General features: G+C 66.1%; 23 protein-coding genes. 14 read left to right on the top strand and 9 right to left on the bottom strand.

Annotated elements, in window-relative coordinates; all coding sequences use genetic code 11:
* Positions 1-24: 24 nt before the first annotated feature.
* Positions 25-690 (bottom strand): potassium channel family protein, encoded by a 666-nt coding sequence (locus tag IC40_RS0107195; protein ID WP_030134062.1) that lies wholly within the window; start codon positions 688-690, stop codon positions 25-27.
* A gap of 56 nt (positions 691-746) precedes the next feature.
* Here IC40_RS0107195 and IC40_RS0107200 point away from each other — a divergent pair, with 56 nt between their 5' ends.
* Both IC40_RS0107200 and IC40_RS0107205 read left to right on the top strand, forming a co-directional pair.
* Positions 747-2,240, top strand: coding sequence for a potassium/proton antiporter (locus tag IC40_RS0107200; protein ID WP_030134063.1), 1,494 nt, complete (start codon positions 747-749; stop codon positions 2,238-2,240).
* A gap of 104 nt (positions 2,241-2,344) precedes the next feature.
* Positions 2,345-2,947 carry a hypothetical protein gene (locus IC40_RS0107205; RefSeq protein ID WP_036469564.1) on the top strand — a complete coding sequence of 201 codons (603 nt, stop codon included), beginning with the start codon at positions 2,345-2,347 and terminating at the stop codon, positions 2,945-2,947.
* On the opposite strand, the gene IC40_RS0107210 is transcribed toward IC40_RS0107205, so the two are convergent.
* Positions 2,921-3,502, bottom strand: coding sequence for a TetR/AcrR family transcriptional regulator (locus IC40_RS0107210; protein ID WP_030134065.1), 582 nt, complete (start codon positions 3,500-3,502; stop codon positions 2,921-2,923). The genes IC40_RS0107205 and IC40_RS0107210 overlap by 27 nt on opposite strands.
* 177 nt (positions 3,503-3,679) lie before the next feature.
* Here IC40_RS0107210 and IC40_RS0107215 point away from each other — a divergent pair, with 177 nt between their 5' ends.
* The 5 genes from IC40_RS0107215 (at position 3,680) to IC40_RS0107235 (ending at position 8,508) form a co-directional block, all read left to right on the top strand.
* Positions 3,680-4,144 carry an MmpS family transport accessory protein gene (locus IC40_RS0107215; protein ID WP_036464244.1) on the top strand — a complete coding sequence of 155 codons (465 nt, stop codon included), beginning with the start codon at positions 3,680-3,682 and terminating at the stop codon, positions 4,142-4,144.
* A gap of 2 nt (positions 4,145-4,146) precedes the next feature.
* Positions 4,147-7,050 carry an MMPL/RND family transporter gene (locus tag IC40_RS0107220; protein ID WP_030134067.1) on the top strand — a complete coding sequence of 968 codons (2,904 nt, stop codon included), beginning with the start codon at positions 4,147-4,149 and terminating at the stop codon, positions 7,048-7,050.
* Positions 7,051-7,060: 10 nt separating this feature from the next.
* Positions 7,061-7,390 (top strand): DUF732 domain-containing protein, encoded by a 330-nt coding sequence (locus IC40_RS0107225; protein ID WP_030134068.1) that lies wholly within the window; start codon positions 7,061-7,063, stop codon positions 7,388-7,390.
* An 11-nt stretch (positions 7,391-7,401) separates the two neighbouring features.
* A complete protein-coding gene (locus IC40_RS0107230; protein ID WP_030134069.1) occupies positions 7,402-7,839 on the top strand; it encodes a DUF5078 domain-containing protein in 438 nt (145 codons plus the stop codon).
* Positions 7,840-7,941: 102 nt separating this feature from the next.
* A complete protein-coding gene (locus IC40_RS0107235) occupies positions 7,942-8,508 on the top strand; it encodes a hypothetical protein (RefSeq protein ID WP_030134070.1) in 567 nt (188 codons plus the stop codon).
* A 49-nt stretch (positions 8,509-8,557) separates the two neighbouring features.
* On the opposite strand, the gene IC40_RS0107240 is transcribed toward IC40_RS0107235, so the two are convergent.
* The gene (locus tag IC40_RS0107240; RefSeq protein ID WP_030134071.1) at positions 8,558-10,387 is read right to left on the bottom strand and encodes an NAD(P)/FAD-dependent oxidoreductase; all 1,830 of its coding nucleotides are present in this window, start codon (positions 10,385-10,387) and stop codon (positions 8,558-8,560) included.
* Positions 10,388-10,482: 95 nt separating this feature from the next.
* Between IC40_RS0107240 and IC40_RS0107245 the strand changes: the two genes are divergently transcribed.
* The 3 genes from IC40_RS0107245 to IC40_RS0107255 are packed head-to-tail and all read left to right on the top strand — an operon-like array spanning position 10,483 to position 13,680.
* The gene (locus IC40_RS0107245; RefSeq protein ID WP_030134072.1) at positions 10,483-11,523 is read left to right on the top strand and encodes a 2,3-butanediol dehydrogenase; all 1,041 of its coding nucleotides are present in this window, start codon (positions 10,483-10,485) and stop codon (positions 11,521-11,523) included.
* 11 nt (positions 11,524-11,534) lie between these two features.
* On the top strand, positions 11,535-12,347 hold the full coding sequence (locus IC40_RS0107250) for an acetoin reductase (RefSeq protein WP_030134073.1): 813 nt from the start codon (positions 11,535-11,537) through the stop codon (positions 12,345-12,347).
* A gap of 43 nt (positions 12,348-12,390) precedes the next feature.
* On the top strand, positions 12,391-13,680 hold the full coding sequence (locus tag IC40_RS0107255) for a GAF domain-containing protein (RefSeq protein ID WP_030134074.1): 1,290 nt from the start codon (positions 12,391-12,393) through the stop codon (positions 13,678-13,680).
* On the opposite strand, the gene ygiD is transcribed toward IC40_RS0107255, so the two are convergent.
* Entirely contained in the window at positions 13,665-14,423 is a 759-nt protein-coding gene (ygiD, locus tag IC40_RS0107260) for a 4,5-DOPA-extradiol-dioxygenase (RefSeq protein ID WP_459166220.1), read from the bottom strand. The genes IC40_RS0107255 and ygiD overlap by 16 nt on opposite strands.
* Positions 14,424-14,558: 135 nt before the next feature.
* Between ygiD and IC40_RS0107265 the strand changes: the two genes are divergently transcribed.
* Positions 14,559-15,899, top strand: coding sequence for an FAD-dependent oxidoreductase (locus IC40_RS0107265; RefSeq protein ID WP_030134076.1), 1,341 nt, complete (start codon positions 14,559-14,561; stop codon positions 15,897-15,899).
* A gap of 1 nt (position 15,900) precedes the next feature.
* Here the strand turns inward: IC40_RS0107265 and IC40_RS0107270 are convergent, their stop codons facing one another.
* The gene (locus IC40_RS0107270) at positions 15,901-16,659 is read right to left on the bottom strand and encodes an alpha/beta hydrolase family protein (RefSeq protein WP_030134077.1); all 759 of its coding nucleotides are present in this window, start codon (positions 16,657-16,659) and stop codon (positions 15,901-15,903) included.
* A gap of 47 nt (positions 16,660-16,706) precedes the next feature.
* On the opposite strand from IC40_RS0107270, the gene IC40_RS0107275 reads away from it, so the two are divergent.
* Together IC40_RS0107275 and hrpA are read left to right on the top strand one after the other, a co-directional pair.
* Positions 16,707-17,597: a mycobacterial-type methylenetetrahydrofolate reductase gene (locus IC40_RS0107275; RefSeq protein ID WP_023985029.1), complete on the top strand. Its 891-nt coding sequence runs from the start codon at positions 16,707-16,709 to the stop codon at positions 17,595-17,597.
* A gap of 10 nt (positions 17,598-17,607) precedes the next feature.
* Positions 17,608-21,531 carry an ATP-dependent RNA helicase HrpA gene (gene hrpA, locus IC40_RS0107280; protein WP_030134078.1) on the top strand — a complete coding sequence of 1,308 codons (3,924 nt, stop codon included), beginning with the start codon at positions 17,608-17,610 and terminating at the stop codon, positions 21,529-21,531.
* A gap of 365 nt (positions 21,532-21,896) precedes the next feature.
* Here hrpA and IC40_RS28110 read toward each other — a convergent pair whose 3' ends face one another.
* Positions 21,897-22,034 (bottom strand): hypothetical protein, encoded by a 138-nt coding sequence (locus tag IC40_RS28110; RefSeq protein WP_159107598.1) that lies wholly within the window; start codon positions 22,032-22,034, stop codon positions 21,897-21,899.
* Between IC40_RS28110 and IC40_RS28115 the strand changes: the two genes are divergently transcribed.
* On the top strand, positions 22,024-22,371 hold the full coding sequence (locus tag IC40_RS28115) for a hypothetical protein (RefSeq protein WP_159107597.1): 348 nt from the start codon (positions 22,024-22,026) through the stop codon (positions 22,369-22,371). The two genes, IC40_RS28110 and IC40_RS28115, sit on opposite strands and share 11 nt — an antisense overlap.
* 205 nt (positions 22,372-22,576) lie before the next feature.
* Here the strand turns inward: IC40_RS28115 and IC40_RS0107290 are convergent, their stop codons facing one another.
* The 3 genes from IC40_RS0107290 to IC40_RS0107300 form a co-directional block, all read right to left on the bottom strand.
* Entirely contained in the window at positions 22,577-23,941 is a 1,365-nt protein-coding gene (locus tag IC40_RS0107290) for a hypothetical protein (protein ID WP_030134080.1), read from the bottom strand.
* A 378-nt stretch (positions 23,942-24,319) separates the two neighbouring features.
* Positions 24,320-24,805 (bottom strand): MarR family winged helix-turn-helix transcriptional regulator, encoded by a 486-nt coding sequence (locus tag IC40_RS0107295; protein WP_019514307.1) that lies wholly within the window; start codon positions 24,803-24,805, stop codon positions 24,320-24,322.
* A 413-nt stretch (positions 24,806-25,218) separates the two neighbouring features.
* Positions 25,219-26,124 (bottom strand): fumarylacetoacetate hydrolase family protein, encoded by a 906-nt coding sequence (locus IC40_RS0107300; RefSeq protein WP_030134081.1) that lies wholly within the window; start codon positions 26,122-26,124, stop codon positions 25,219-25,221.
* Positions 26,125-26,200 lie beyond the last annotated feature (76 nt).

Below are 26,200 nucleotides of genomic sequence, written 5' to 3' on the forward strand. Positions count from 1 at the left end.
GGCGGGGCTGGGGGTTGTTCCGGTTCAGGTGGGCAGGCGCATCGTCTGGCTGTCACCGGGCCAGGTCAGCGCGCTGTCGGCGATCAACAACAACTCATCGCCCGCGGCGAACACGTCGTCGGGCCGGGGTACCAGCACGGTGCCGGCGCGCACCAGTGTCACGAGTGCGGTGTTGGCCGGCAGATCGAACTGGTCGACTCGACGTCCGACCAGCGGATCGAGCTGGGGCAGTGTGATTTTCGTCAGCGCCGCGCGGCCCTCGCGCAGGCCCATCAGGCGGACGAGGTGTCCCACGTCGATGGCGCCCTCGACGGCGGCGACCAGGGCGCCGGGCGTCGATACCGCGACATCGACACCCCATGCGGGACCGAAGAGCCACTGATTGTCGACATCGTTGATCCTGGCCACCACCCGGGGCACGCCGAACTCCGTCTTGGTCAGCAATCCGATGACGAGGTTGGCCTTGTCGTCACCGGTCGCGGCGATCACCACATCGCAGGAGTGGACACCGGCCTCCTCCAGCGTGGACAGCTCACAGGAGTCCCCGAGCAGCCAGTCCGCGGCAGGCACCGAATCCGGTTCGAATCGGCGTCGCTCCCGTTCGATCAACAGCACCTTGTGGCCGTAACCGGCGAGCTCGCCCGCCACGGATCTGCCGACGTTGCCCGCGCCGGCCACCCCGATCCGCATCTTGCGCACTGCCACCCCGCTAGTTTGACTTATCGCGGTAAGGGGGCGGGGGTGAAATGACGCTGCACGAGCTGTACCTGGCGCTGCTCATCGGCGGTCTGGTGCTGCTGGCCAGCATCGTCGGCACCCGGGTGGCCACCCGGGTCGGTTTCCCGGCCCTGCTGTTCTTCCTGCTGGTGGGCGTGGTACTCGGCGAGGACGGGCTCGGCCTGGAGTTCGACAGCGTCGAAGCCGCGCGCAATATCTGCACCGCGGCCTTGGCGGTCATCCTGGTCGAGGGCGGCTTGACCACCCGATTCGCCGATATCCGAAAGGTGTTGGCACCCGCCGCAGCGCTGGCCACGGTCGGGGTTGTCGTCAGCACCGCGCTCACGGCGGCCGGAGCCCACTTCCTGCTCGGCTTCGATTGGCAGCTGGCACTGCTGCTCGGGGCGATCGTGTCCTCCACCGATGCGGCCGCGGTGTTCTCGGTACTGCGGGTGCTACCGCTGCCCCGCAGGCTGGCCGGGCTGCTGGAGGCCGAGTCCGGATTCAACGACGCCCCCGCGGTCATCCTGGTGCTGATGTTCAGCGTCGTGCCGTTCGTTTTCGAACCGGGCGGCACCCTGTGGGAGATCGTCTTCGAACTTGTCGCGGGCGCGGCGATCGGGCTCGCCACCGGCTTCGTCGGCGCGGTGACACTGCGCCGGATGGCGTTGCCGGCGTCCGGGCTGTACCCGATCGCCACCTTCGGATTGGGTGTGGTGGCCTTCGCCGCCGCAGGCAGCGTGCACGCCAGCGGTTTCCTGGCCGCCTACCTGGCCGCGGTCGTGCTGGCCAATTCCGGGCTCCCGCACCGGTCGACGACGAGGTCCTTCGCCGAGGGTCTTGGCTGGCTGGCCCAGATCGGGTTGTTCGTACTGCTGGGTCTGCTGGTCGACCCCAGCGAGTTGGGCCGGGACCTGCTGCCGGCGATCGTGACCGGTCTGATCCTGCTGTTGGTGGCCCGCCCGGTCTCGGTGGCGGCGTCACTGGTGGGCTTCGGAATCCCGCTGCGCGAGCAGCTCTTCCTGTCCTGGGCGGGGTTGCGCGGCGCGGTGCCGATCGTCCTGGCGACCTTCCCGATCGTCGCCGGCGTCTCCGGCAGCTCGCGGCTGCTGAACATCGTGTTCGTCCTGGTGGTGATCTTCACCCTGATCCAGGCGCCCAGCCTGCACCTGGTCGCTCGGCTGCTGGGGCTCACCGATTCCGGCGCCACCCGCGAGATCCAGGTCGAGGCGGCGCCGCTGGACGTTCTGGATGCGGAGCTGTTGACGATGACGGTGCAGTCACCGTCACGTCTGCACAATGTCAGCATTCTTGAGCTGCGGTTGCCCGATCCGGCCGTGATCACCCTGATCATCAGGGACGGCAACACCTTTGTCCCACTTCCGGACACCCGCATCGCCACGGGTGACGAACTGCTGATCGTCACCACCGCAAGGATGCGGGCCGCCGCCGAGGCCCGGCTGCGCGCCGTCTCCCGCCGGGGCAAGCTGGCCCACTGGTTCGACGAGTACGGCGAGCAGTAGCGGACCGCCGGACCCGGGTGACCACCGGCTGTTGGCCGTCAATTACGTCCACCGACGGCGCGTCGGGTGGCCGAAACACACCCGTGCATGGTCAGCTGGAGTCGATGTCCGCCACGCCCGCTATCCGACTGTCCGCCGCCGCCGCCGCGGTGGCCGGTGCCGCGCTGCTGGTGTTCTCCGGTCCGGCCGGCGCGGCCCCCGAATCCGACGACCAGGGTTACCTCGGTTCGTTCGCCCGCTGCGCGTCCCCCGACACCGCGGTGATCTTCGGGGCCACCGAGACCTCCCGGGTGGCCATCTGCGCAGAGCCCGACGGTGGCTTCGAATACCGCGGCGTCCGGGTGCGCGACGGTGCCCGACTGGTGCTCTCGGCCACCCGCTCCGGCACCGGATACGTGGCCTTCAACGAGGGACAGTCCTACACCGTGACGCCGGAATCGTTGGTGTTCAGCATCGGCGACGATGTCATCCGGGCAGAGCCACTGACCGACGTGCACGAACCCGGCACCTCGGGAAGCTCGTCTTCCACGTCCACGACATCCACGTCGACATCGTCCGCCCCGACGTCCTCCACATCGACGTCGTCGGCCCCCACCACCACGGCGACCACCCGGCCTACGACGACGGTCACGGTGACCACCCCGCTGCCGCCGCCGGGACCCGCAGAGGTCGGCGGACAGCTAGGTGAGATTTTCGGCGGGTCGTGACGACTGCAGCATCCGCTGCGCACAGTCCAGCAGGATCCGGTGCAGGTCCGCGTCGGCGATGTCCTGCAGGCGCGGCTCTGCCGTGCTGCCGAAGATGCCGGAGGTGATCATCCCGATGGTCACCCGGGTTTCGGCGTCATGGGTGGTACCGATCAGCAACTCGCGCAGACTGTCGGTGATCTCCTCGAACTCACGATGCGACTGCACCAGCGTCAACACGGCCGGGTCGCCGTAGAACATCGACCCGATGCGGCGGTGCCGGACGGCGAGTTCGACGAATCCACTGATCGCGGCGTCGCGCCGGGAATCCGCCGAGGAGATCGACTCGGCGATGCGGACCAGGCGCTCCATATCGTCGAACACCGGGCGCACCACTGCCAGCACGATGTCGTCCTTGGTCTGGAACTGGTAATAGATCGCGGCTTTCCGGACACCGAGGTGATCGGCGATCATCTGCAGCGAGGTGCCGTTGACGCCCCGCTCGGCGAAGAGGTGCAGCGCGGCCTCGATGACCCGCTCGCGCGCGAACCCGCGCTGCGACACCGGCTTGGCCACTGGGCACCTCCTCCTTTCCCGGACACTCTGGCATGTCGCTTCCAGCGTTGCGGCAGATGAGTAGCGCTCGTCACATTTTCTAGCCGTGCGACTTGTAGAAGCTTAGCCGCATGGCTAACCTGACCGCAGTCGGACAAGGCTACTCTGACCGGCGTCCGGGCGTGGGCCCCACGCGGTATGAAAGGTCACAGAGCGAATGGCATCTCAGCAGTGAACGTGCTGAAGAAGATCTGGATCCCGCTGGTGATCCTTGCGGTCGTGTTCGTCAGTACGTTCACGGTGATGCGGGTGCGGACGTTCTTCGGGACCGGTCCGGGATATGTGTCCACCGAGAACAGTGCCGCCGACGACACCGAGCCGTTCGATCCCAAGGTCGTCAAGTACGAGGTCTGGGGTGAGCCCGGCGCGACAGCCAACGTCAACTACATGGACCTGGACGCCAAGCCGGTACGCGCGGACAACGTCACGCTGCCCTGGGAGATCACGCTGAGCACCACCGCGCCGTCGGTGTTCCCGACGATCTCTGGCCAAGGTGACGGCAGCACGCTGTCGTGCCGGATCACCGTCGATGACGAGGTGAAGGACGAACGCACCGTCAACGGCGTCGGCGCGCACACCTACTGCCTGGTGAAGTCGGCATGACCATGACCGACGGCGGTGGCGAACCCCGTACCGACGCCATCCCGGTCGCGAAGGCCCACCGCGGCGACGGTATCGCCCGCTGGATCCGGACGCTGGCTCTGCCGATCATCATCATCTGGGCGGTGCTGATCGGGCTGCTGAACGTGGCTGTCCCACAGCTCGAAGAAGTCGGCCAGATGCGGTCGGTGTCGATGAGCCCGTCGAACGCCCCGTCGGTGATCGCCGTCAAACGTGTGGGCACCGTCTTCGACGAATTCACCTCGGACAGTTCGATCATGATCGTGCTGGAGGCCGATCGTCAGCTCGATGAGGCCGACCGCGACTTCTACAAGGAGATGATCGGCAAGCTCGAGGCAGATCCCGAGCACGTCCAGCATGTCCAGGATTTCTGGGGTGACCCGCTTACCGCGGCCGGCGCTCAGAGCAGCGACGGCAAAGCCACCTACGTGCAGGTGTACACCGCGGGCAACCAGGGTGAGGCGCTGGCCAACGAGTCCATCGAGAAGGTCCAGGACATCGTCTACGGTATGCAGCCGCCGCCTGGGCTGAAGGTCTTCGTCACCGGCCCCGCAGCGTTGGCCGCCGACCAGCAGATCGCGGCCGATCGCAGTCTGAAGATGATCGAGGGCCTGACGTTCCTGGTCATCATCGTGATGTTGCTGCTGATCTATCGCTCGTTCGTCACCATGATCATCACCCTCGTCATGGTGGTGATGTGTCTGCTCGCCGCGCGCGGGGTCGTGGCCTTCCTTGGCTACCACGAGATCATCGGCCTGTCGGTCTTCGCCACAGGCCTGCTGGTGACGTTGGCGATCGCCGCGTCCACGGACTATGCGATCTTCTTGCTCGGTCGTTATCAGGAGGCCCGCGCCGAGGGTGAGGACCGGGAAGCGGCCTACTACACGATGTTCCACGGCACGGCCCATGTCGTCATGGGATCGGGTCTGACCATCGCGGGTGCGACGTTCTGCCTGCACTTCACGAACATGCCGTACTTCATCACCCTGGGGATCCCGCTGGCGATCGGCATGATCGTCGTGGTGCTCGCCGCGCTGACCCTGGGGCCGGCGATCGTCAGCATCGCCTCACGGTTCGGCAAGACCCTGGAGCCCAAGCGCGCCATGCGTACCCGCGGGTGGCGCAAGATCGGTGCGGCCATCGTGCGCTGGCCCGGCCCGATCCTGGTGAGCGCCATCGCCATCACGATGGTCGGGCTGCTGGCACTGCCGGGGTATGAGACCAACTACAACGACCGCAATTACCTGCCAAAGGATCTACCGGCGCAGGAGGGTTACGCGGCCGCCGAGCGGCACTTCTCGCAGGCGCGGATGAATCCGGAACTGCTGCTTGTCGAAAGCGATCACGATCTGCGGAACTCGGCGGACTTCCTGGTGATCGACAAGATCGCCAAGGCCATCTTCCGCACCGAGGGCGTCGGCCGGGTACAGGCCATCACCCGACCACAGGGCACGCCGATCGAGCACACCTCGATCCCGTTCCAGATCAGCATGCAGGGTACGACTCAGAAGATGAACGAGAAGTACCAGCAGGACATGATGGCCAACATGCTCAAGCAGGCCGATGACATGCAGACGACCATCACGAGCATGGAGAAGATGAACTCCATCACCGTGCAGATGGCGCAGACGACGTCGTCGATGGTGGCCAAGATGAAGAACATGTCGCTCGACATCGCCGAATTGCGGGACAACATCGCCAATTTCGACGATTTCTTCCGGCCGCTGCGCAACTACTTCTACTGGGAACCGCACTGCTTCAACATCCCGGGCTGCTGGGCGATCCGGTCGATCTTCGACACCCTCGACGGTATCGACGTGATGACCGACAACTTCGAAGAGATCATCCCGGACATGGAGCGTCTCAACGCCCTGATGCCCCAGATGGTCGCGCTCATGCCGCAGATGATCGCGACCATGAAGAACATGCAGCGCTACATGCTGACCATGTACCAGACCCAAAAGGGCATCCAGGACCAGATGTCGGCGATGCAGGACAACTCGTCGGCGATGGGTGAGGCCTTCGACGCCGCCCAGAACGACGACTCGTTCTATCTCCCGCCGGAGACCTTCGAGAACGAAGATTTCAAACGCGGCATGAAGAACTTCCTGTCCCCGGACGGGCATGCGGTGCGCTTCATCATCAGCCACGACGGGGATCCGCTGAGTCCGGCCGGAATCGCCCGTATCGACGCGATCAAGAACGCCGCCAAGGAGGCGATCAAGGGCACCCCGCTGGAGGGCTCGAAGATCTACCTCGGCGGTACCGCCGCCACCTACAAGGACATGCAGGACGGCGCGAACTGGGATCTCATCATCGCCGGGATCGCCTCGATCGCATTGATCTTCATCATCATGCTGCTCATCACCCGCAGTGTGGTGGCCGCCGCGGTGATCGTGGGAACCGTCGTGATCTCGCTCGGTTCGGCATTCGGGATCTCGGTGCTGATCTGGCAGCACATCATCGGTATCCCGCTGCACTGGATGGTCCTGCCGATGGCGGTCATCATCCTGCTCGCGGTGGGCGCCGACTACAACCTGTTGCTGGTGGCCAGGCTCAAGGAAGAGATCCACGCCGGCCTGAACACCGGGATCATCCGCGCCATGGGCGGGAGCGGTTCGGTCGTGACGGCCGCGGGCCTGGTGTTCGCCTTCACGATGATCTCGATGGCGGTCAGCGAACTGACGGTGATGGGACAGGTCGGCACTACGATCGGTTTGGGTCTGCTGTTCGACACCCTGGTGATCCGGGCCTTCATGACACCCTCGATCGCCGCGCTGTTGGGTAAGTGGTTCTGGTGGCCCCAGCAGGTCCGCCGGCGGCCGCCACCTGCCCCGTGGCCGACGCCGCCGACAGAACCGGTGTCGGCCGGTGCACCGGAGAAGTGAGGAGTTCGTGATGGTGATGACGAGATTCACCGCAGTGATGGTCGCGGCACTGGCGGCCGGTTCGCTGGCCTTGGCGGCGCCCGCGCAGGCCGACCCGGACAGTGACTTCGCCAAGGAACTGCACACCTACGGCATCTACGGGCAGAAGGACTTCAACGCCTGGATCGGCAAGATCGCCTGCAAACGTCTCGATCGGGGTGTCGATGCCAATGCCCAGGACTCGGCGAAGTTCGTCTCCGACCAATTGGCGCGTGGCACCAGCACCCAACAGACCTACCAATTCCTCGGCGCCGCGATGAACTACTACTGCCCCGACAAGCGCGTCCTGCTCACCCAGTAAGGGAGACAACGATGATCAAGAAGCTGACATTGGCCGCGCTGGCCGCCGCGGCGGCGCTGACGCTGGCACCGGTCGCCTCCGCCGATGCCACCGACGAGTACCCGATTCCCAGCAAGATCCTCAAGACCCCGTGCACCGCCGAGCAGATCCTGGCCGCGACCCGCGACACCAATCCGGTCTACTACGAGCGTTACATGATCGACTACAACAACAAGTCCCCCGAGGTGCATCGCGCCGTCCAGGACCGCATCCACTGGTTCTTCGCCATGGACTATGCGGGCCGCCGCCAGTACTCGGAAGACACGGCCACCAACGCCTTCTACGAGCAGCTGGCCTGGAACTGGCCGAACTGGGCCAAGATCTTCTTCAACAACAAGGGCGTCGTGGCGGCGTCGACCGCGGTCTGCCAGAACTACCCGCCCGACGATATGTCGGTCTGGGTCTGGTAGCCCGTTCCTTCTCCCTTGTGCCGAGTGTGAAACCTCATCGGCCCGCCGGCCGAACCGCCGCAGCGGATTCACACTCGACGTCGTCACGATAGATTGGCGGCCGTGCAGAAGCAGCGGGCCGCCCTCCTCCTGACCATCGTCGGGGCCCTGCTGTGCGCGGCCGCGGTCGGTGGTTTCGTGTTCTACCGCTTCTATCTGTTGCGGCCCTACCTTTTTCACCCGCTGGCGTTCGCGGCCGCGGGTGGTGCGGCGCTCGCCGTGGCCTGTGTGCTGGGACTGCGCAGACCGTCGGTGCGCTGGGGCGGGGCGCTGGTGTGCGCGCTCGGCGCCGGGGCGGTCGCCTTCGCCGGGTGGTTCGCCACGGCGTTCCAGTCCGATCTGACGGTGGATTCCCGACAGGCCGCCCCCACCGGTGGGATGGAACTCGTCGTCCTGCGCGGTAACGCCTTGATGGCGCCGGACCCGGTGTGGGAGCTACGGGTCCGCACCGACGCCGGCCTGCTGTCCCGCGAGTACGACCTGGGTTGCGTGAACGCGGATATGGTGTCGCTCAACGGGATCGGGTGGGCCGGGCCGGGTGTCATCCGGGCGGTGCTGTCCGACGGGATCGTCGACATCGCCGTCGACGATGCGGGCCGGCCGGCCCGCACCGTCGACGGCGGTTGTTAGTCTCCCCCGCAAGCGGGAGGTACCCCCAGCTCGCCGAGGAAGGGAGCGGTCAGGACAGGTGGTGCACCTCCTGTAGCCCGTACACCGGCGTCGGCAGCCCCTCGTAGCGGGCCTTGAGCTGCAGCGCCAGGTACAGCGAATAGTGCCGGGACTGATGCAGATTGCCGCCGTGGAACCAGAGGTTGGGCTGCTGGGTGGGCTTCCACATGTTGCGCTGCTCGCCCTCCCACGGGCCTGGATCCTTGGTGGTCTCGCTGCCCAGGCCCCACACCTTGCCCACCCTGTCGGCGACATCCTGGCCGATCAGGTCGGCCGCCCAGCCGTTCATCGAGCCGTAACCGGTGGCATAGACCACCACATCGGCCGGTAGTTCGGTGCCATCGGCGAGGATCACCGAGTCCGCCGTCAGCCGCTCGACGTCGCCGTGGGCGAGTTTGATGCTGCCGTCGGCGACCAGATCGCAGGCGCCGACGTCGATGTAGTAGCCCGACCCGCGCCGCAGGTACTTCATGAACAACCCGGAACCGTCGTCGCCCCAGTCCAATTCGAACCCGGCCGCCTCCAGACGCTGGTAGAACTCCTTGTCGCGCTCACGCATCTGGTCGTACAGCGGGATCTGGAACTGGTGCATGATCCGGTACGGCAGGGAGGCGAATGTGAGGTCGGCCTTCTCGGTGGTCATCCCGTCGGCCAGCGCCTGCTCGGAATACAGTGCGCCCAAACCGATCTCCATCAGCGAGTCCGATTTGACGATATGCGTGGAGGATCGTTGCACCATGGTGACGTCGACACCGTTCTCGAACAGCGCCTTGCAGATATCGTGTGCGGAGTTGTTCGAGCCGATCACCACGGCCTTCTTGCCGACATAGGCGTCGGGACCGGGATGCGCCGAGGAGTGGTGCTGATCGCCGCGGAACTCGTCCTGGCCAGGGAACACCGGCACATTCGGCTTACCGGACATGCCGGTGGCCAGCACCAGCTGGGTGGGATGCAGGGTGAGCCGCTCGCCGTCGCGATCGACCTCCACCGTCCAGGTCTGGGACTCGTCGTCGAAGGTGGCGGACAGGCACGTCGTCTTCGACCAGTACGGCACCTCCATGACCCTGGTGTAGAACTCCAGCCAGTCGCCGATCTTGTCCTTGGGTGCGAACACCGGCCAGTTCTGCGGGAAGGGCAGGTAGGGAAGGTGGTCGTACCAGACCGGATCGTGCAGACACAGCGACTTGTAGCGCTTGCGCCATTGGTCGCCCGGCCGCTCGTGCTTGTCGACCACGATCGCCGGAACACCGAGTTGACGCAGCCGCGCGCCGAGCGCGATACCGCCCTGGCCACCGCCGATCACCAGCGTGTACGGCTGGACGGTGCGGCCCAGCTCGGCGTCCTCGGCGGCCTTGCGCTCGGCCCATGACCGCGGATCCGGATCGCTGCCGTGCACCGCGCCCATGACGCGACGTGTTCCCTTGGGTTCCTCGTATCCCTTGAGCTCCTGCAGCGCGGTCAGCAGCGTCCAGGCGCGGTCGGTGCCGTCCTCGTCACGAAGCCGCAGATGTCCGATGCCCCGGCCGGCGGCGGTCTCGAACTCGATGAACGCGGTGACGACGCCGTCCTCCTCGGTGGGCGTCTCGCGGGTACGCCACCGCGCCGGATCGGTGTCGGCGAGGCGTTCGGTCAGCATGGCGGCGATGTGTTCGCGCCCCTCGAGCGTCTTCAGGTTCCAGGTGAAGGACACCAGGTCACGCCAGAAGCTGTCGACGGCGAACAACCCCACGGTGCGATCGATATCGCGAGTGGCCAGCGCGGCCTCGAATTCGGCGAGCCAGGCATCCACCCGGTCTTGCGGTGAGCGGACTGGGGTGGGCGCATCAATCATCTGAGTCATGTGCGCCAGCTCACACCCGAGGCTCGCGGCGGCGCAAGGGCTGCAACCCCCTGCAACCCTTTCGGCTGTGCGCCAGCTCACATAGGAATGTGAACATGAAAGCAGCTGTGTACTACGGACCCAACAAAGTGGATGTCACCGACGTTCCCGAACCGGACCCCGGGCCGGGAACGGTGAAGGTGCAGGTCGGTTTCAACGGCATCTGCGGTACCGACCTGCACGAGTACTACGCGGGCCCGATCTTCGTGCCGACCGAACCGCATCCGTTGACCGGTGCGCAACTGCCCATCGTCATGGGCCACGAGTTCTCCGGGACCATCACCGCGCTCGGCGACGGGGTCACCGGGTGGGCCGAGGGCGACCGGGTCGCCATCGAGCCGATCTACCGCTGCGGACGGTGCGGACCGTGTCGGGCCGGTACCTACAACATCTGCGCCCAGATCGGATTTCACGGTCTGATGTCCGACGGCGGGATGGCCGAGTACACGGTGGTGCCGACCGACATGCTGCACAAGTTGCCCGACAATGTTTCGCTCGAACTCGGGGCCCTGGTCGAACCGATGTCGGTGGCCTATCACGCCGCCACGCTGGGAGATCCCGACCCCGACCGCACGGCCATGGTGTTCGGTGCCGGACCGATCGGGATAGGCCTCTGGTTCGCGCTGCGCGGCAAGGGAATCGAGGATGTCTTCGTCGTCGAGCCCTCGGCGACCCGCCGCTCGGCCATCGAGGCGCTCGGTGCCCGCACGCTGGACCCGACGGCACTGGACGTGCCCGCCTTCATCGCCGATCACACCGACGGGCGCGGCGCCGGCGCGGTATACGACGCAGCCGGTGTCGCACCGGCGGTCGAGACCGCGCTGGCATGCGTCGGGGCGCGCAAGGCGATGGTCAGCGTCGCGATCTACGAGAAGCCGTTGACCACCCCGCTGCTGAACCTGGTGATGAACGAATCCCGGATCCAGGGCTCATTGTGTTACACCGCAGCGGATTTCCAGGCCGTCATCGGCCTGATGGCCGAGGGCGCCTACGACACCGCCGGTTGGGTGACCGCCATCGGCATCGACGATGTCATCGACGAGGGCTTCGAGGCCCTGCATGCCGGAACCAAGATGAAAGTACTGGTGCAACCATGACGCAGACAGATATGACACGCACGATCCCCGCCCCGCTGCTGGGCGAGGTGGCCCTGGTGACCGGCGCGGGCCGCGGCATCGGCCGCGGTATCGCCCATGAACTGGCAGGCCAGGGCGCCGATATCGCGCTGGTCGACATCCATGCGGACGCGCTGGCCCAGGTCGCCGACGAGATTACCGAAATCGGTTCCAAGGTGACCACATTCGTCGCCGACATCGCGGACCGCGATGCGGTGTTCGCCGCCGTCGAGCATGCCGCCGCAGCGCTCGGCGGATTCGACATCATGGTCAACAACGCCGGTATCGCGCTGGTCGGGCCGATCGCCGAGGTGACCCCCGAGCAGCTCTCCCGGTTGTGGGCCATCAACGTCGACGGTGTGCTGTGGGGTATCCAGGCCGCCGTCGCCAAGTTCATCGCGCTCGGTAACAAAGAGCGCGGCAAGATCAGCCGGATCATCAATGCCTCGAGTATTGCGGGGCACGAGGGTTTCGCGATGCTCGGCCCCTACAGCGCGACGAAGTTCGCGGTGCGGGCGCTCACCCAGGCCGCGGCCAAGGAGCACGCAGCCGACGGCATCACCGTCAACGCGTACTGCCCAGGCGTGGTCGGCACCGATATGTGGGTCGAGATCGACAAGCGGTTCGCCGAGTTGACCGGCGCGAAGGAGGGGGAGACCTTCGAGAAGTTCTCGGCCACCATCGCCCTCGGGCGGCCGGAAACCCCGGAAGACGTCGCCGGATTCGTCGCCTACCTGGCCGGACCCGGCGCGGACTATATGACAGGTCAGGCCGGGTTGATCGACGGAGGCATGGTCTACCGGTGACCCGCACGTGACAGCCCGTGTGACGGGGAGCACAATCGAAAGGGTGGCAGGCGTCTCGAACCCCGAGCCCGCGGTCGCCGTCGGTGACGACCCGCGTCGCTACGCCATGCTGCTCTCCGAGGTCTACGACGCGACAATGGCCGGCGGGCGATCGCCGGCCAAGCCTCGTCCGGTGATCGCCGAATCCTGGAACCGGTTGCTGGACAGCGGGATCGATCCCGAGCGTCACGACCCGCCGGATATCGACCGCAGCGGATTGGATCTGCTGCGCCAGTCCTCGGGGCTGGTGACGGTGTTGGAGGACATCACCCGCGGGTTGGAATCGGTGATCGCCGACGGCAGCAACATCCTGGTGGTCGCCGACGCTCGCGGCCGGGTGTTGTGGCGGTCCGGGACACCGCGGGTGCTCGGCAACGCCGACCGGCTGGGGTTCGTGGAGGGTGCCGACTGGGGTGAGTCGGCGGTCGGCACCAACGCCATCGGCACCGCCCTGGTGTCGCGGCGTGCGGTACAGATCTTCTCCGCCGAGCATTTCCTGCGCAGCCATCACGCGTGGACCTGCGCGGGTGCGCCGATCCGGGATCCGCGCACCGGGCATGTGATCGGCGCTGTCGACGTGTCCGGCCCGGCATCGACGGTGCACCCCACCACGATCGCACTGGTGGACCTGGTGGCGCGGCTGGCCGAATCGCAGCTGCGGGAGGCGCACGCCAGGACACTGGACCGGCTGCGGGCGGTGGCGGCCCCGATGCTGGCCCGGTTGGGCGAGCCGGCGCTGGCCGTCGATCCGGAAGGGTGGGTGGCCGCGGTCGACTCGATGCCGCCGCACAATCGGATCATGTTGCCGCAGAAGGCCGGACCGGGCAGGACATGGATACCGGCGCTGGGGGCGTGTGAGTTGGAGCCGCTGTCGGGCGGGTGGTTGGTGCGCCCGGTCTCCGATGCGGCCCACGACGAAGGCGCAGCCGCCGCCGAGTTGACGCTCGACCTGCGCCAACAGCCGGTGCTGGAACTGGCCGGGCCGTCGGGGGCGTGGCGGCAGGACATCTCGCCCCGGCACGCGGAGATCCTGCTGGTGCTCGCCGTTCATCGGGCGGGACGTACCGCGCCGGAGCTGGCGGCCGACCTCTACGGTGACCGGAGTCGGGTGGTGACGGTGCGGGCCGAGATGTCACGTCTGCGTAAGCAACTCGTCGGCATCATCGAGGCGCAGCCGTATCGCTTCGGTGACGGCATCGGGGTCCGGGTGCATCGCCCGGCGGACCCCGCGGCGTTGTTGCCGTCCTCGACCGCCCCGGCGGTGCGGCTGGCCAGGGGTCAGTCCGCGACGTAGGACGTCATCGACAGCGAGCCGTAGCTGTATCCGTCCACCAGCACCGATGCCGGTCGGGCGCCGGCGATGCCTGCGAAGTACAGCATCGGGATGAAGTGATCGGGCGTCGGGACCGCGATCGGGTAGTCCGGATGGTCGCGAAGCCGCAGTACCTCGGCGGGGTCGGTGGTGAGCAGCTCCCGCGCCGAAGTGTCGAACCGGGCTGCCCAGTCGAATCCGGTATCGGCAAATCCGGAGTCCATCAGGCGCAGGTTGTGCACGATGTTGCCGCTACCGAGCACCAGCACCCCGGCATCGCGCAGCGGCGCCAGGCGCGCCCCGAGATTGAGGTGGTACTCCAGCGGTTGTTCGGCGTTGATCGACAGCTGGACCACGGGGATGTCCGCCTCGGGGAAGGCGTGCACCAGCACCGACCAGGCCCCGTGATCGATACCCCAGCTGTCCTCGTCGGCACCGATCCAGGTGGGTTGCACGATCTCGGAGATCTCACCGACCAGATCGGGTAAACCCGGTGCGGGATAGCGAATGTCGTAGAGCTCGCGGGGGAAGCCGTAAAAATCGTGGATGGTGCGCGGCCAGGACATCGCGGTGACGGCGGTGGCGTTGATGTACCAGTGCGCGCTGATGACGAGGATGGCCCGCGGCCGGGGGACCGACTGCCCGAATGCCCGCCACGAAGCGGTGTATCGGTTGTCGTCGACGGCGTTCATCGGGCTGCCGTGCCCGATGAACGCTGCGGGCATGGCGTTCATGAGTCGACGCTACCGCCGGATGCCTACGGCCGCCCGGGCTGTGTGACCGAGGTCTCGGAGGTAGGTCTTGCGGTACGCACGTACCAAGTTAGGGTCACCTTACCTACGTCTGGAAGTGAGGGCTCGATGCGGAAGATCCGTGTGGCGGTCATCGGAGCCGGCCCGGCAGGCATCTATGCCTCCGACATTCTGACCAGCGAATACCCGGACGCTCGGGTCGATCTGTTCGACCGGTTGCCCGCCCCGTACGGGCTGGTCCGCTATGGCGTGGCTCCTGATCATCCGCGCATCAAGGAGATCATCAAGGCGCTGCGCAGAGTGCTCTGCCGTGACGAGATCCGGTTCATCGGCAACGTGCACTACGGCACCGACCTCTCGCTGGCGGACCTGCGCAGTCACTATGACGCCGTCATCTTCTCCACCGGAGCGCGCCACGACCGACCGCTGGACATCCCCGGTATCGACCTGCCGGGCAGCCATGGCGCGGCGGACTTCGTGTCCTGGTACGACGGTCATCCCGACGTGCCGCGCGACTGGCCGCTGGATGCCCGCGAGGTCGCGGTCCTCGGCGCGGGCAATGTGGCCCTGGATATCGCCAGGGTGCTGGCCAAACCTGCCGACGAACAGCTCGGCACGGAGATCCCCGGCAATGTCTACGCCGGGCTCGCGCTCAACCAGGCCACCGATGTCCACGTCTTCGCACGGCGTGGTCCGGCCCAGATCAAGTTCTCGCCCATGGAATTTCGTGAACTCTCGCACTCGCCGAGCGTCGACGTCATCGTGCACCCCGAGGGTTTCGAGATCGACGAAGCGAGCCAGAAGGCCATCAACTCGACCAAGGCGACCAAGCTCGTCGTCGACACCATGATGAAGTACATGGACAGGGAGCCCACCGGCGCCCCGCACCGCATCCACATCCATCTGTGCCAGGCTCCCGTCGCGGTGCTGGGCACCGATCAGGTGGAGGGACTGCGCACCGAACGCACCGAACTGATCGGTGACGGCACCGTCCGTGGCACCGGCGAATTCACCGATTGGCCGGTGCAGGCCGTCTACCGTGCGGTGGGGTACATGTCCTCGCATCTGGCCGATCTGCCGTTCGACCACCACGCCGGCGTGATTCCCAACGATGCCGGCCGGGTGCTCGATGCCGATTGGATGGTGGTCGACGCCACCTATGTCACGGGATGGATCAAGCGCGGACCGATCGGGCTCATCGGGCACACGAAATCGGATGCGGCCGAGACGGTTTCCAGCCTGCTTGCCGACCTGCCCGCCATCACCCCGCCCGAGGTCACCGACCCCGACGCCGTTCTGGAGGTGTTGGCCGGCCGAGGTGTGGACTACACCACCTGGGCCGAATGGGAACGTCTCGACGCCCACGAGATCGCGCTCGGCGCCGAGCAGGGCCGCGAGCGGGTCAAGGTGGTGCCGCGCGAGGACATGATCGCGGCAGGGCGCGCCTGATTCACCCGCCCAGGTAGGCGTCCGCCCAGGCGCCGATGATCCGGCCGGCACGCTTGGCCTGGCCGGGACCGGTCAACAGATGCTCGGAACCCTCCAGGGAGACGAAGCTGCGCGGATGCCGGGCGGTCTGGAAGATATCGCTGGCGTTCTGGATGCCGACGGTGTTGTCGGTCGGGGAGTGCAGGATCAACAGCGGCAGCTTCAGGTCCCGGATCTTGTCGCGCAGATCGGCACGGCGGACATCCTCGACGAAGGCCCGCTTGAGGGTCAGTGTCTTGCCGCCGACCATCCACTGCCCGCTGCCCTCGGCGAACACCTGCTCCAGGCAGGCGTCGTACTGATGCTCGACATGGGTGGGGTCGAACGGCGCACCGACGGTCACCACCGCACGCACCCCCGGGCAGTCCCGGGCCGCCGCGATGGCGGCGGCCCCACCCCAGGAGTGGCCCACCAACAGGTCGGCGGGGGTGCCGCGGTCGGCCATGAACCGACAGGCTTCCATCAGATCGTGCACCTTGACGGTGAACGAACCGTCACCCCAGTCGCCCCGCGAACCGCCCAGCCCGAGTGCATCGAACCGCAGCATGCCGATGCCGTCGGCGGCCAGCTGTTTGCAGATCCGGGCCGCCGCCGGTGAGTCCTTGCCAAGGGTGAACCCGTGCGAGAACACTCCCCACCCGCGCACCGGCCCCTCGGGCAGGTCGATGATCCCGGCTAGCTCCGGACCCGTCGCGCTGGGGAAGATGCAGCGTTGTGCCATGGGTGGAGGTGTATCACGCGGGCACCGCGCCGTTTAGGGTGGCGGTCGTGCCGCTTCACACCATCGCACTCGAACTCGTCCCACCGAACGTGGAACGGGGTGCGCAGTACGCCGTCGACGAGGCGGCCAAGGTGCGGGCACTGTCCGCCGAATCGGGCGTGTCCCTCGGACACATCATGATCCCCGGGATGATCGACGAGGACGATGACCGTCCCGTCGAGATGAAGCCCAAGATGGATGTGCTGGAGTACTGGTCGCTGATCCAGCCCGAACTGCCGCAGGCGCGCGGACTGTGCACCCAGGTGACGTCCTTCCTCGACGAGAGCGCCCTGCGCGGCCGGCTCACCGAACTGAACGCGGCACACTTCGACGGCATCGCCTTCGTGGGCGTGCCGCGCACCCTCAAAGACGGCGAGGGCGGCGGCGTCGCCCCCACCGATGCGCTGTCGACCTTCGCCTCGCTGGTGCCCAACCGCGGTGTCATCCTCATCCCGACCCGCGAGGGTGAGCAGGGACGTTTCACGTTCAAGCTGGACCAGGGTGCGACCTACGGCATGACCCAGCTGCTGTACTCGGATGCCATCGTGGGCTTCCTCACCGAGTTCGCCGCGTCCACCGACCACCGCCCCGAGATCCTGCTGTCCTTCGGGTTCGTGCCCCAGATGGAGTCCAAGGTCGGCTTGATCAACTGGTTGATCCAGGACCCCGGTAATGCGGCCGTGGCCGCCGAGCAGGAGTTCGTGACGCGTATCGCCGGGCTGGACCCGGCCGAGAAGCGCCGCGAGATGCTCGATCTGTACAAGCGGGTGATCGACGGCGTCGGCGCCCTCGGTTTTCCGCTCAGCGTGCACTTCGAGGCGGCCTACGGTCCGTCGCGGCCGGCCTTCGAGACCTTCGCCGCGATGCTCGACTACTGGTCGCCGGGCCGCTCCGGCTAGCCTCGTGTGAGTGTCCGACCCCGCCATCCGTGAGCTGTACGCCCGTCTGGACGGTCTGACCTACCGCGACGCGTCCCGGTTGGGCCGCCGGCTCAAGGGCCTGCGCGGTGACCCGCCGGAACAGTTGCTCGCCCAGTTCGCCGCGGCCGAGGCCCTGGTGCACACCCGGACGTCCGCGGTACCGCAGATCACCTACCCGGATCTGCCCGTCTCCGACAGCCGCGACGAACTGGCGAAGGCGATCAGCGAGAACCAGGTGGTGGTGGTGGCCGGCGCCACCGGATCCGGCAAGACGACGCAGCTGCCCAAGATCTGCCTGGAGCTCGGCCGCGGCATCCGCGGCACCATCGGGCACACCCAGCCGCGCCGGCTGGCTGCGCGCACGGTCGCCCAGCGCATCGCCGACGAACTGGGCACCCCGCTCGGGTCCACGGTGGGCTACACGGTGCGCTTCACCGATCAGGCCGGCGACGCCACCCTGATCAAGTTGATGACCGACGGCATCCTGCTCGCCGAGATCCAGCGCGACCGCCGGCTGCTGCGGTACGACACTCTGATCCTCGACGAGGCCCACGAGCGCAGCCTGAACATCGACTTCCTGCTCGGCTATCTGCGCGAGCTGCTGCCGCGCCGTCCCGACCTCAAGGTCATCGTCACCTCGGCCACCATCGCGCCGGGGCGCTTCGCGGAGCACTTCGCGATCGACGGGGTGGCCGCCCCCATCGTCGAGGTGTCGGGGCGGACGTATCCGGTGGAGATCAGGTATCGGCCGCTGGAGGTGCCGGTCCTCGCCTCGGACGAGGACGGCTCGGGTGACCCGGACGATCCCGACCACGAGATCGTGCGTACCGAATCCATGGTCGGCACCGCCGAGGTGGTGCGGGACCCCACCGAGGCGATCGTGGACGCGGTCCGCGAGCTGGAAGCCGAACCGCCCGGCGATGTGCTGGTGTTCCTGTCCGGGGAACGCGAGATTCGCGATACTGCCGATTCTCTGAAGGATCTACCCAACACCGAGGTGTTGCCGCTGTATGCGCGGTTGCCGACCGCCGAGCAGCAGAAGGTGTTCACCCCCGGCCGCTCCGGCCGGCGGATCGTGCTGGCCACCAACGTCGCCGAGACCTCGTTGACGGTCCCGGGTATCCGCTACGTGGTCGACCCGGGTACCGCGCGCATCTCGCGCTACAGCCGGCGCACCAAGGTGCAGCGCCTGCCCATCGAACCGATATCGCAGGCCTCGGCGGATCAGCGGGCGGGCCGGTCGGGCCGCACCGCGCCAGGCGTGTGCATCCGGCTGTATTCGGAGGCCGACTTCGAATCACGGCCGCGCTATACCGATCCGGAGATCCTGCGCACCAATCTGGCCGCGGTGATCCTGCAGATGTCGGCACTCAAACTCGGTGACGTGCAGGACTTTCCGTTCCTGGACCCGCCGGATGCGCGCAGTATTCGCGACGGCGTGCAACTGCTGCAGGAACTCGGTGCCTTCGACTCCAGCGGTGCGCTCACCGAAGTAGGCAAGCGCCTGGCGAGGCTTCCGCTGGACCCGCGCATCGGCCGGATGATCCTTGCCGCCCACGACGAGAACTGCGTGCGCGAGGTATTGGTGATCGCCGCCGCGCTGTCCATCCCCGATCCGCGTGAGCGGCCTGCCGACCGGGAAGAGGCGGCGCGGCAGAAGCATGCCCGCTTCGCCGACGAACAGTCGGACTTCGTGTCCTATCTGAATCTCTGGCGGTATCTGCGGGAGCAGCGCAAGGAGCGGTCCGGCAGTGCATTCCGCCGGATGTGCCGCGAGGAGTTCCTGCACTACCTGCGGATCAGGGAATGGCAGGATCTGGCCGGACAGCTGCGCAGCATCGCCGGGGATCTGGGCATCCGCGAGGTGTCCGAGGATGCCGACCCGAGTCGTATCCACGCCGCGTTGACCGCTGGATTGTTGTCCCACATCGGATTACGCGAGGGTGACGGTCGTGACTACCAGGGGGCCCGCAACACCAAGTTCGTGCTGGCGCCGGGCTCGGTACTGACCCGCAAACCGCCGCGCTGGATCGTCGTGGCCGATCTGGTCGAAACCAGCCGCCTGTTCGGCCGGACGGCGGCCCGCATCGATCCCGACGCGATCGAACGGGTCGCCGGGCACCTGGTGGCGCGTACCTACAGCGAACCGCACTGGGACGCCCGCCGCGGCGCGGTGATGGCCTTCGAACGCGTCACTTTGTACGGGTTGCCTTTGGTGCCGCGCCGGTCCGTCGGATACGGCCAGATCGACCCTGAAGTCTCGCGGGAACTGTTCATCCGCCATGCCCTCGTCGAAGGTGACTGGCAGACCCGGCATCACTTCTTTCGGGACAACGCGAGGCTGCGCGCCGAGTTGGAGGAGGTCGAGGAGCGGGCACGGCGCCGCGACCTGCTGATCGGTGATGACGAGCTGTTCGCCCTCTACGACGCCCGAATACCGCCGGAGGCGGTCTCGGCCAGGCACTTCGACGCCTGGTGGAAAAAGCAGCGGCACAAGACACCGGATCTGCTGACCTTCACCCGAGATGAACTGCTGCGCACCGAGCAGTCCGACGAGCATCCCGATACCTGGCGCACCGAGGATCTGGCACTCCCGCTGACCTATCGCTTCGAGCCGGGTGCGGCGGACGACGGTGTGACGGTGCACATCCCGGTCGAGGTGCTGACCCGCATCGGTGGTGACGGATTCGCCTGGCAGGTGCCCGCATTGCGTGAGGAGCTGGTGACCGCGCTGATCAAGTCACTGCCCAAGGATCTGCGCCGCAACTTCGTTCCGGCACCGGATACCGCCAGGGCGATCTTGGACGACCTGCACCCGGAAAACGGGTCGCTGTTGACCGAGGTCGCCAGGGAATTGCGCAGGCGCAGTGGCGTGGTGGTGCCGGTAGAGGCCTTCGACGCGGCCAAGGTGCCCGCGCATCTGCGGGTTACGTTCGCCGTGGAGACCGCCGAGGGTGCCGAGGTGGCGCGCGGCAAAGATCTTGCCGCGCTGCAGGATCGACTGGCGGCACCGGTTCGGCGGGCGGTCGCCCGCGCGGTGGCGGGCTCGTGGGAGCGCAGTGGCCTCACCGGTTGGCCCGCCGATCTGGACGAGTTACCGCGCAGCGTGGAGCAGGTCAGCGGCGGGCACACCGTGCGCGGGTTCCCGGCCTTCGTCGATACCGGGGCCGCCGTGGATGTGAAGGTCTTCGCGCTGGCGGCCGAACAGGCCGCCGTGATGCGTCCGGGGCTGCGCCGACTGGTGCGGCTGTCGGTGCCCTCGCCGGTCAAGGCGGTCGAGCGCGGACTGGACATGCGCGCCCGCTTGACGCTGAATACCAGCCCCGACGGGCCGCTGGCCGCATTGCTCGACGATTGTGCCGATGCCGCGGTGGACGCGCTCGCCCGCGAAGTGGTCTGGGCACGAAAAGATTTCGAGGCACTGACGGCACAGGTCGGGAGGTCGTTGGCCACCACGACGATGGATATCGCGCGACGGGTCGAGAAGGTGCTGGCCGCCGCGCACGAGGCGCAGGTGGCCATTCCCGACAAGCCCGTGCCAGCCCAGGCCGATGCGGTCGCCGATGTCCGCGCACAACTGGATCGTCTGCTGCCCAAGGGTTTCGTGACGCTGACCGGTGTGACCAAATTGGCAGACCTGACCCGTTACCTGCTGGCGATCGGCAGGCGGATGGAACGACTGCCGCACGGACTGGTGGCCGACCGGGAGCGGATGGACCGGGTACACGCCGTCGAGGACGCCTACGACGACCTGCTGCGCAGCCTCTCCCCGGCTCGCGCCGCCGGGCAGGATGTCGCCGATATCGGTTGGCAGATCGAGGAATTGCGGGTGAGTCTGTGGGCTCAGCAGCTGGGGACCCCGCGGCCGGTCAGTGAACAGCGGATCTACAAGGCCATCGCGGCGATCCGGTAGCGGGGCCACCGGGTATCGCGTCGAATGTTTTATTTGTCGCGCATATCGCTATTCGCATTTATTCGAATTCTTGTGCCGAATAACTAATTCAAATTAATCAATATTGCTATCAAAACGTGTTGAATATGTGCACGGAATTTCAAATTCGGCGGGTTATCTTTTCTGCGTTCCGCCGCGGCGTTGCTTTCCGGCCACGCCGTAACCCTCACCGTTTGGGAGAAAGTAATGCGATCGAATACGTCCACGATGCTTCGCGTCGGTGCGGTAACCCCGATGGCGCTCGCTGCCGCCATGTGTTTCGTCGGAGTCGCGAACGCGGCCACGACTGTCAACTGGAGTTGCCAGGGGACCGTCCTCGGTGTGTCTCAGACCTCCAGCATGAACACTTCGGTCGACGGCGCCGCGCCGGCATCGGTGACCGCGGGATCGCCCGTGGCCATCACCCTCACGCCGGGTTCGTCGAGCGTGCCGTCGTCGGCCTCCGGTTTCACGGTGACGAACATCAGCAATCTGAAGATGATCATCCCGGTCCCGGCGAACTCGACATTCGTCTCCACCAGCACATCTGGTGGAACCGTGTCCGGCTCGGCGGCTCTGGTGGGCTCTGATGTGGTGCTCACCGTTCCCGGGCCGATCAGCGGTGGCAGTAGCTTCACGCCACCCGCGGTGACCATCAACGTCACGGCCAATGCTCCCGGAACGATCACCAGCAAGTACGCCGGCACGAGCTACTCCAGTCCCGGCATGACCATGACCACTCGGGTGTCACCCGGTATCAACGTTGCGACGTCGTGCTACCCGAATCCGTCGCCGACGCTCACCACCACCAACGTCACCTGATCGCCTGACCGCACAATTCTGCGGCTATACATGACGGAATAGTTGTGCAATGGCCCTCGGTCGGAAGAATTCCAGCCGAGGGTCATTGTCGTCCTTTCTCTGCGAAGATCTATTTCGATGAGGTGAAACTCCCGTGCCGCGGGACCGCACAAAGTGGGCCCCGCTCGTTCAGGAGCGGGGCCCACGAGTCGTGACGGCGCGGTCGTTATGCCGCGGCGCCGGAGGACCCACTTGCCGACGTGCCACCGCTGGACTCCGGGCCGCTGTTGCTGCCCGACTTGCTGGTCTCCGAGCGATCCTCGCGGCTGCTCGGCCGAGCGGAATCGGTGGACTCCGTCGGCCTGCTGCTGCGGGCATTTCCGGTGCCGAGGTCGCCATCAGTGCTCTCAGCCGACGGAGACCGCAGATCCTGGTATCCGGATTCGCGCTCGGACTCGGCCTCGGTGTCGGTGGGCTCTGCCGAGAGGGACTCGGTCTGGTCGGGCACGGTCAGGTCGGGTTCGGTGATCTCCGGCTCGGTCAGGTCGGGTTCGCTGGCCTCCGGTTCTGCTGCCAGCGGCTCGGCGGGAGTAGTGCCGTCGATTGCAGGTTGCTCGGCGCCGGGTTCGACGGCGGCGGAGCCTTCGGTGTTCTCAGGGCTCGCTGCGCCCTCGGTGCGCAGGACCACCGTCGTCACGTTCGACTCATCCGCAGGCAATGCCGACGGTCCCAGGTCTGACCCCTTGGCCACCAGCGGCGCGGCCATCGCCGCCGCCGGGGGTGCGGCGCCGAGCGCCTCAGCGATCGAGTTCATGGCTTTGAGGGCCATGTCGATCAATCCGTCGGGGCTCAACAACCCGGGGTTGAAGCCGAATCCGTTGAAGAAGGCGCCGACCATCGCGCCGGGTACGCCGAATGCGTCGTTGATCGCACCCAGCCAGTCTCCGGTTTGTACGGCGTTCAAGACGGATTGGAACTGGACCGCAGTGGCCTCGACGATGGCTGGAGGAATGGCGAGAGCGCCGAAGACCAGCCCAAGAGCGCCCCGCACCCCGGCCTCGACGGCATTCGCGAAGTTCTGTGCCATCGTGGAGGGAATTTCCAGCAGATTGATCAGCGGGAAGGCGCTGAAGAGTACGTAACCCGCCACCGCTGAGTAGATTGCGGGCAGACCATTGGCGATGTCACCGGCCAGGATCTGATCCCAGGCGTTCTTCAGATTCATCGGCAGGCCGCTGGGGTTGTCGAAGCGCAGGTTGTCGATCAACGCGGTCACGGTCGATTGCAGCGCGGTGAACGTCTGCTCGCCATAACCGATTCCGTTCAGAATCAGCTGCCGCAGGATGGGTGCGGGATTGGCCAGGTAGGTCTGGGCGAGCGCACCACCATTGGCGACGGCGGTGTTGATGATCTGCAGCCACTGCTCGATCGGGTTGGTCGTCGCGCTGAGCGCTACCGCCGCCGTGGACACCGAACGCGCCAGCGGCTCCGCGATATCGGGCATCGGCTGAATGATCGGGGCGAGCGCTATCGCGCTGGCACCTGCCACCGCAATGCCGATCTTCAGACGTGGTTGTACGGTCGCGCTCATGCATTCTCCTGGTAATTGTCGGGCTTGGTAGCTGGAAGTTACCTGAGAAAATCGGCAGCAAGTAAGGAATGGTGATATCCCGAGCATGAACCGCATTAAGCAAAATCTTTGAGGTGAAAAGTACCAGGTTAAGCCGTATCAAATAGCATTCTGGCAAATCCTTTATATGTGTTCGGTACTTACCAAATAACAACTAAATGTGCTTAATTAATCATCGAAAGTATTTGCACGAAATTCCGCCCTGCGTTGTGTGTTTTGGTCACGCCGAAATAGGGGCGGCGTGCGGTGCTCGACCATGGCCACCCCGAGGGTGCGTCGCACGGAGGGAAGGGATACCGCGGGGCGTGTGTCAGCGCGGTGGTGTTCATGCGGACGTGTCTAGTGTGGGTAGGGGTCCAACTCGCGCAGATGGTCGAGATGCTCTTGCTGGAGTGCGATGGTGCGATTGAGGAACTCGACGACGAAGGCGATCTCCCGCGCGTCGTAATCGCTGGCCAGCAGCTTTCCGCCACGGTCGAGTAGCGGGTGGAGGAGTTCGGAGATCCGGCGCGCTGCCAGGTCGGTGGCCAGCACGATGACGCGCCGCCGATCGGTGGGATGCAGCGATCGGCTGACATAGCCCATCTTCTCCAGGCGGTTGAGCACGATCGTGGTGCCCGCGGCGGTGAGGCCGAGCCTGTCGGCCAGTATTCCCGGGGTCATGGACTTCTCGCCGGCCAAGATGATGAGTTCGAGGGCCCGCCGATCCGTCTGGTTCACCCCGAGTACTCGAACCAGTTCGCGTGCCAAGTCGTCGATGGTCCCGAGGAGCGATTCCATGGTCGTCCGCAGGTCCGCGGAGATCCGCGTCAGTTCCGTTGCCATCGGACGAAAAGACCTCCCCCGGTGTGGTCTTGGCTCCATTCTTGCGGACGCCGGTCGCACAGCAGACATCCCGTGGACAGCGCCCTTGTTTTCGATCGTGACGGATTTTGACTATACCGATGTACCGGTGCCTCGCGGGGCGAATATCGGCGCTTTGCTTCCGCTTTGCTCCGGCTACCGTCGATATATCCTTGCCAACAACGTATCTCGATGCCATCAGATGGGATCAGCTGGCGTTCAGCCCGATTGACGCATGTTGCTGTTCGAACACGTCGGCAAGGCCGACGGTGGTGTCGTGGTGCGGGACACCCGGTCTGCACCGATTATCTAACCGCGGAATATAACGAAAAGCAGAAAGCTAATTGGAGAAAGGCTTTGTTTCGCCTTGAGTGCATTATTGCCGCTCGACGGTTCTAGGTGATGAGGTGCTCGACCCGGCCCACCCCGTCGAGGGTGAGCGTCAGCGTGTCGCCGGGACGTAACCAGTGCCCGGTTTCCATTCCGGAGCCACCGGTCAGGGTCCCGGTGGCGAACAGCTCGCCGGCATGCAGCTGTTCCGAACGCGACGCGTGCGCCAGCGCCGCACCGATCCCGTGCGCCATGCCTCCGCTACGGACGACACTGACGGTCGCGCCGTTGACGGCGACCGAACCGGTGAGCGAGTCGATGCGCGGTAGTACCTCATCGGCGGTGACGGCGGTATCCGACATCGAGCTCAGGAAGTGCTTGGACTTCTGGGGGCCGAATCCGCTGTCCATCTCGGCGCGCTGGACATCGCGCGCGCTGAAGTCGTTGACGACGACAAAGGCGCCGATCGCCCGCTCGGCTTCGGCGGGCGTGGCGTCGAGTAGAGGCGCCGACAGTACGAACCCGAGCTCCAATTCGAAGTCCAGGGCGGCGGAGTAACTCGGTGTGGCGACCGGCGTGCCGGTCGGAACAAATGTGTGGGCATTGCCCATGTAGTAGATCGGCTGGCGGTAGAACAGCGGCTTGGGCCGAAGCTGCGGAGCGGGGCGGCCGGTGACCTTCTCATATGCCGCCGCGGCCCGGTATAAACCGGGGTGGAATCGGCGGATCAGACCCCGGGCGGCATCGATATTGTGCTGTTCGTACAGCATGAAGTCGCGGAAGGACAGCGGCTGGAACGGCAGCAGAAATGGACTGTGCTGAAGGTGCCGGTCCGCCTGTTCGGTTTCCCAATCGGCGTCGAACACCCGCCCGCCCAGCGCGGTGTTGCTCGGCGCCGGCCGCCAGTCACCCTCGGGAGCAAGGTATTCGATCTGAAGGCCGGTCTGGGTGCGGGTGCGACGCAGCTTCACCTCCGCGATTCTACAAAAAGCGCCGCCGGCGGCCGGAACGACGATTTCTCCCGAACTCTCCGTGGTTTTCCCGACA

Origin of the sequence: Mycolicibacterium neoaurum ATCC 25795 (assembly GCF_000691525.1) — a bacterium.
Classification (GTDB): Bacteria; Actinomycetota; Actinomycetes; order Mycobacteriales; family Mycobacteriaceae; genus Mycobacterium; species Mycobacterium neoaurum.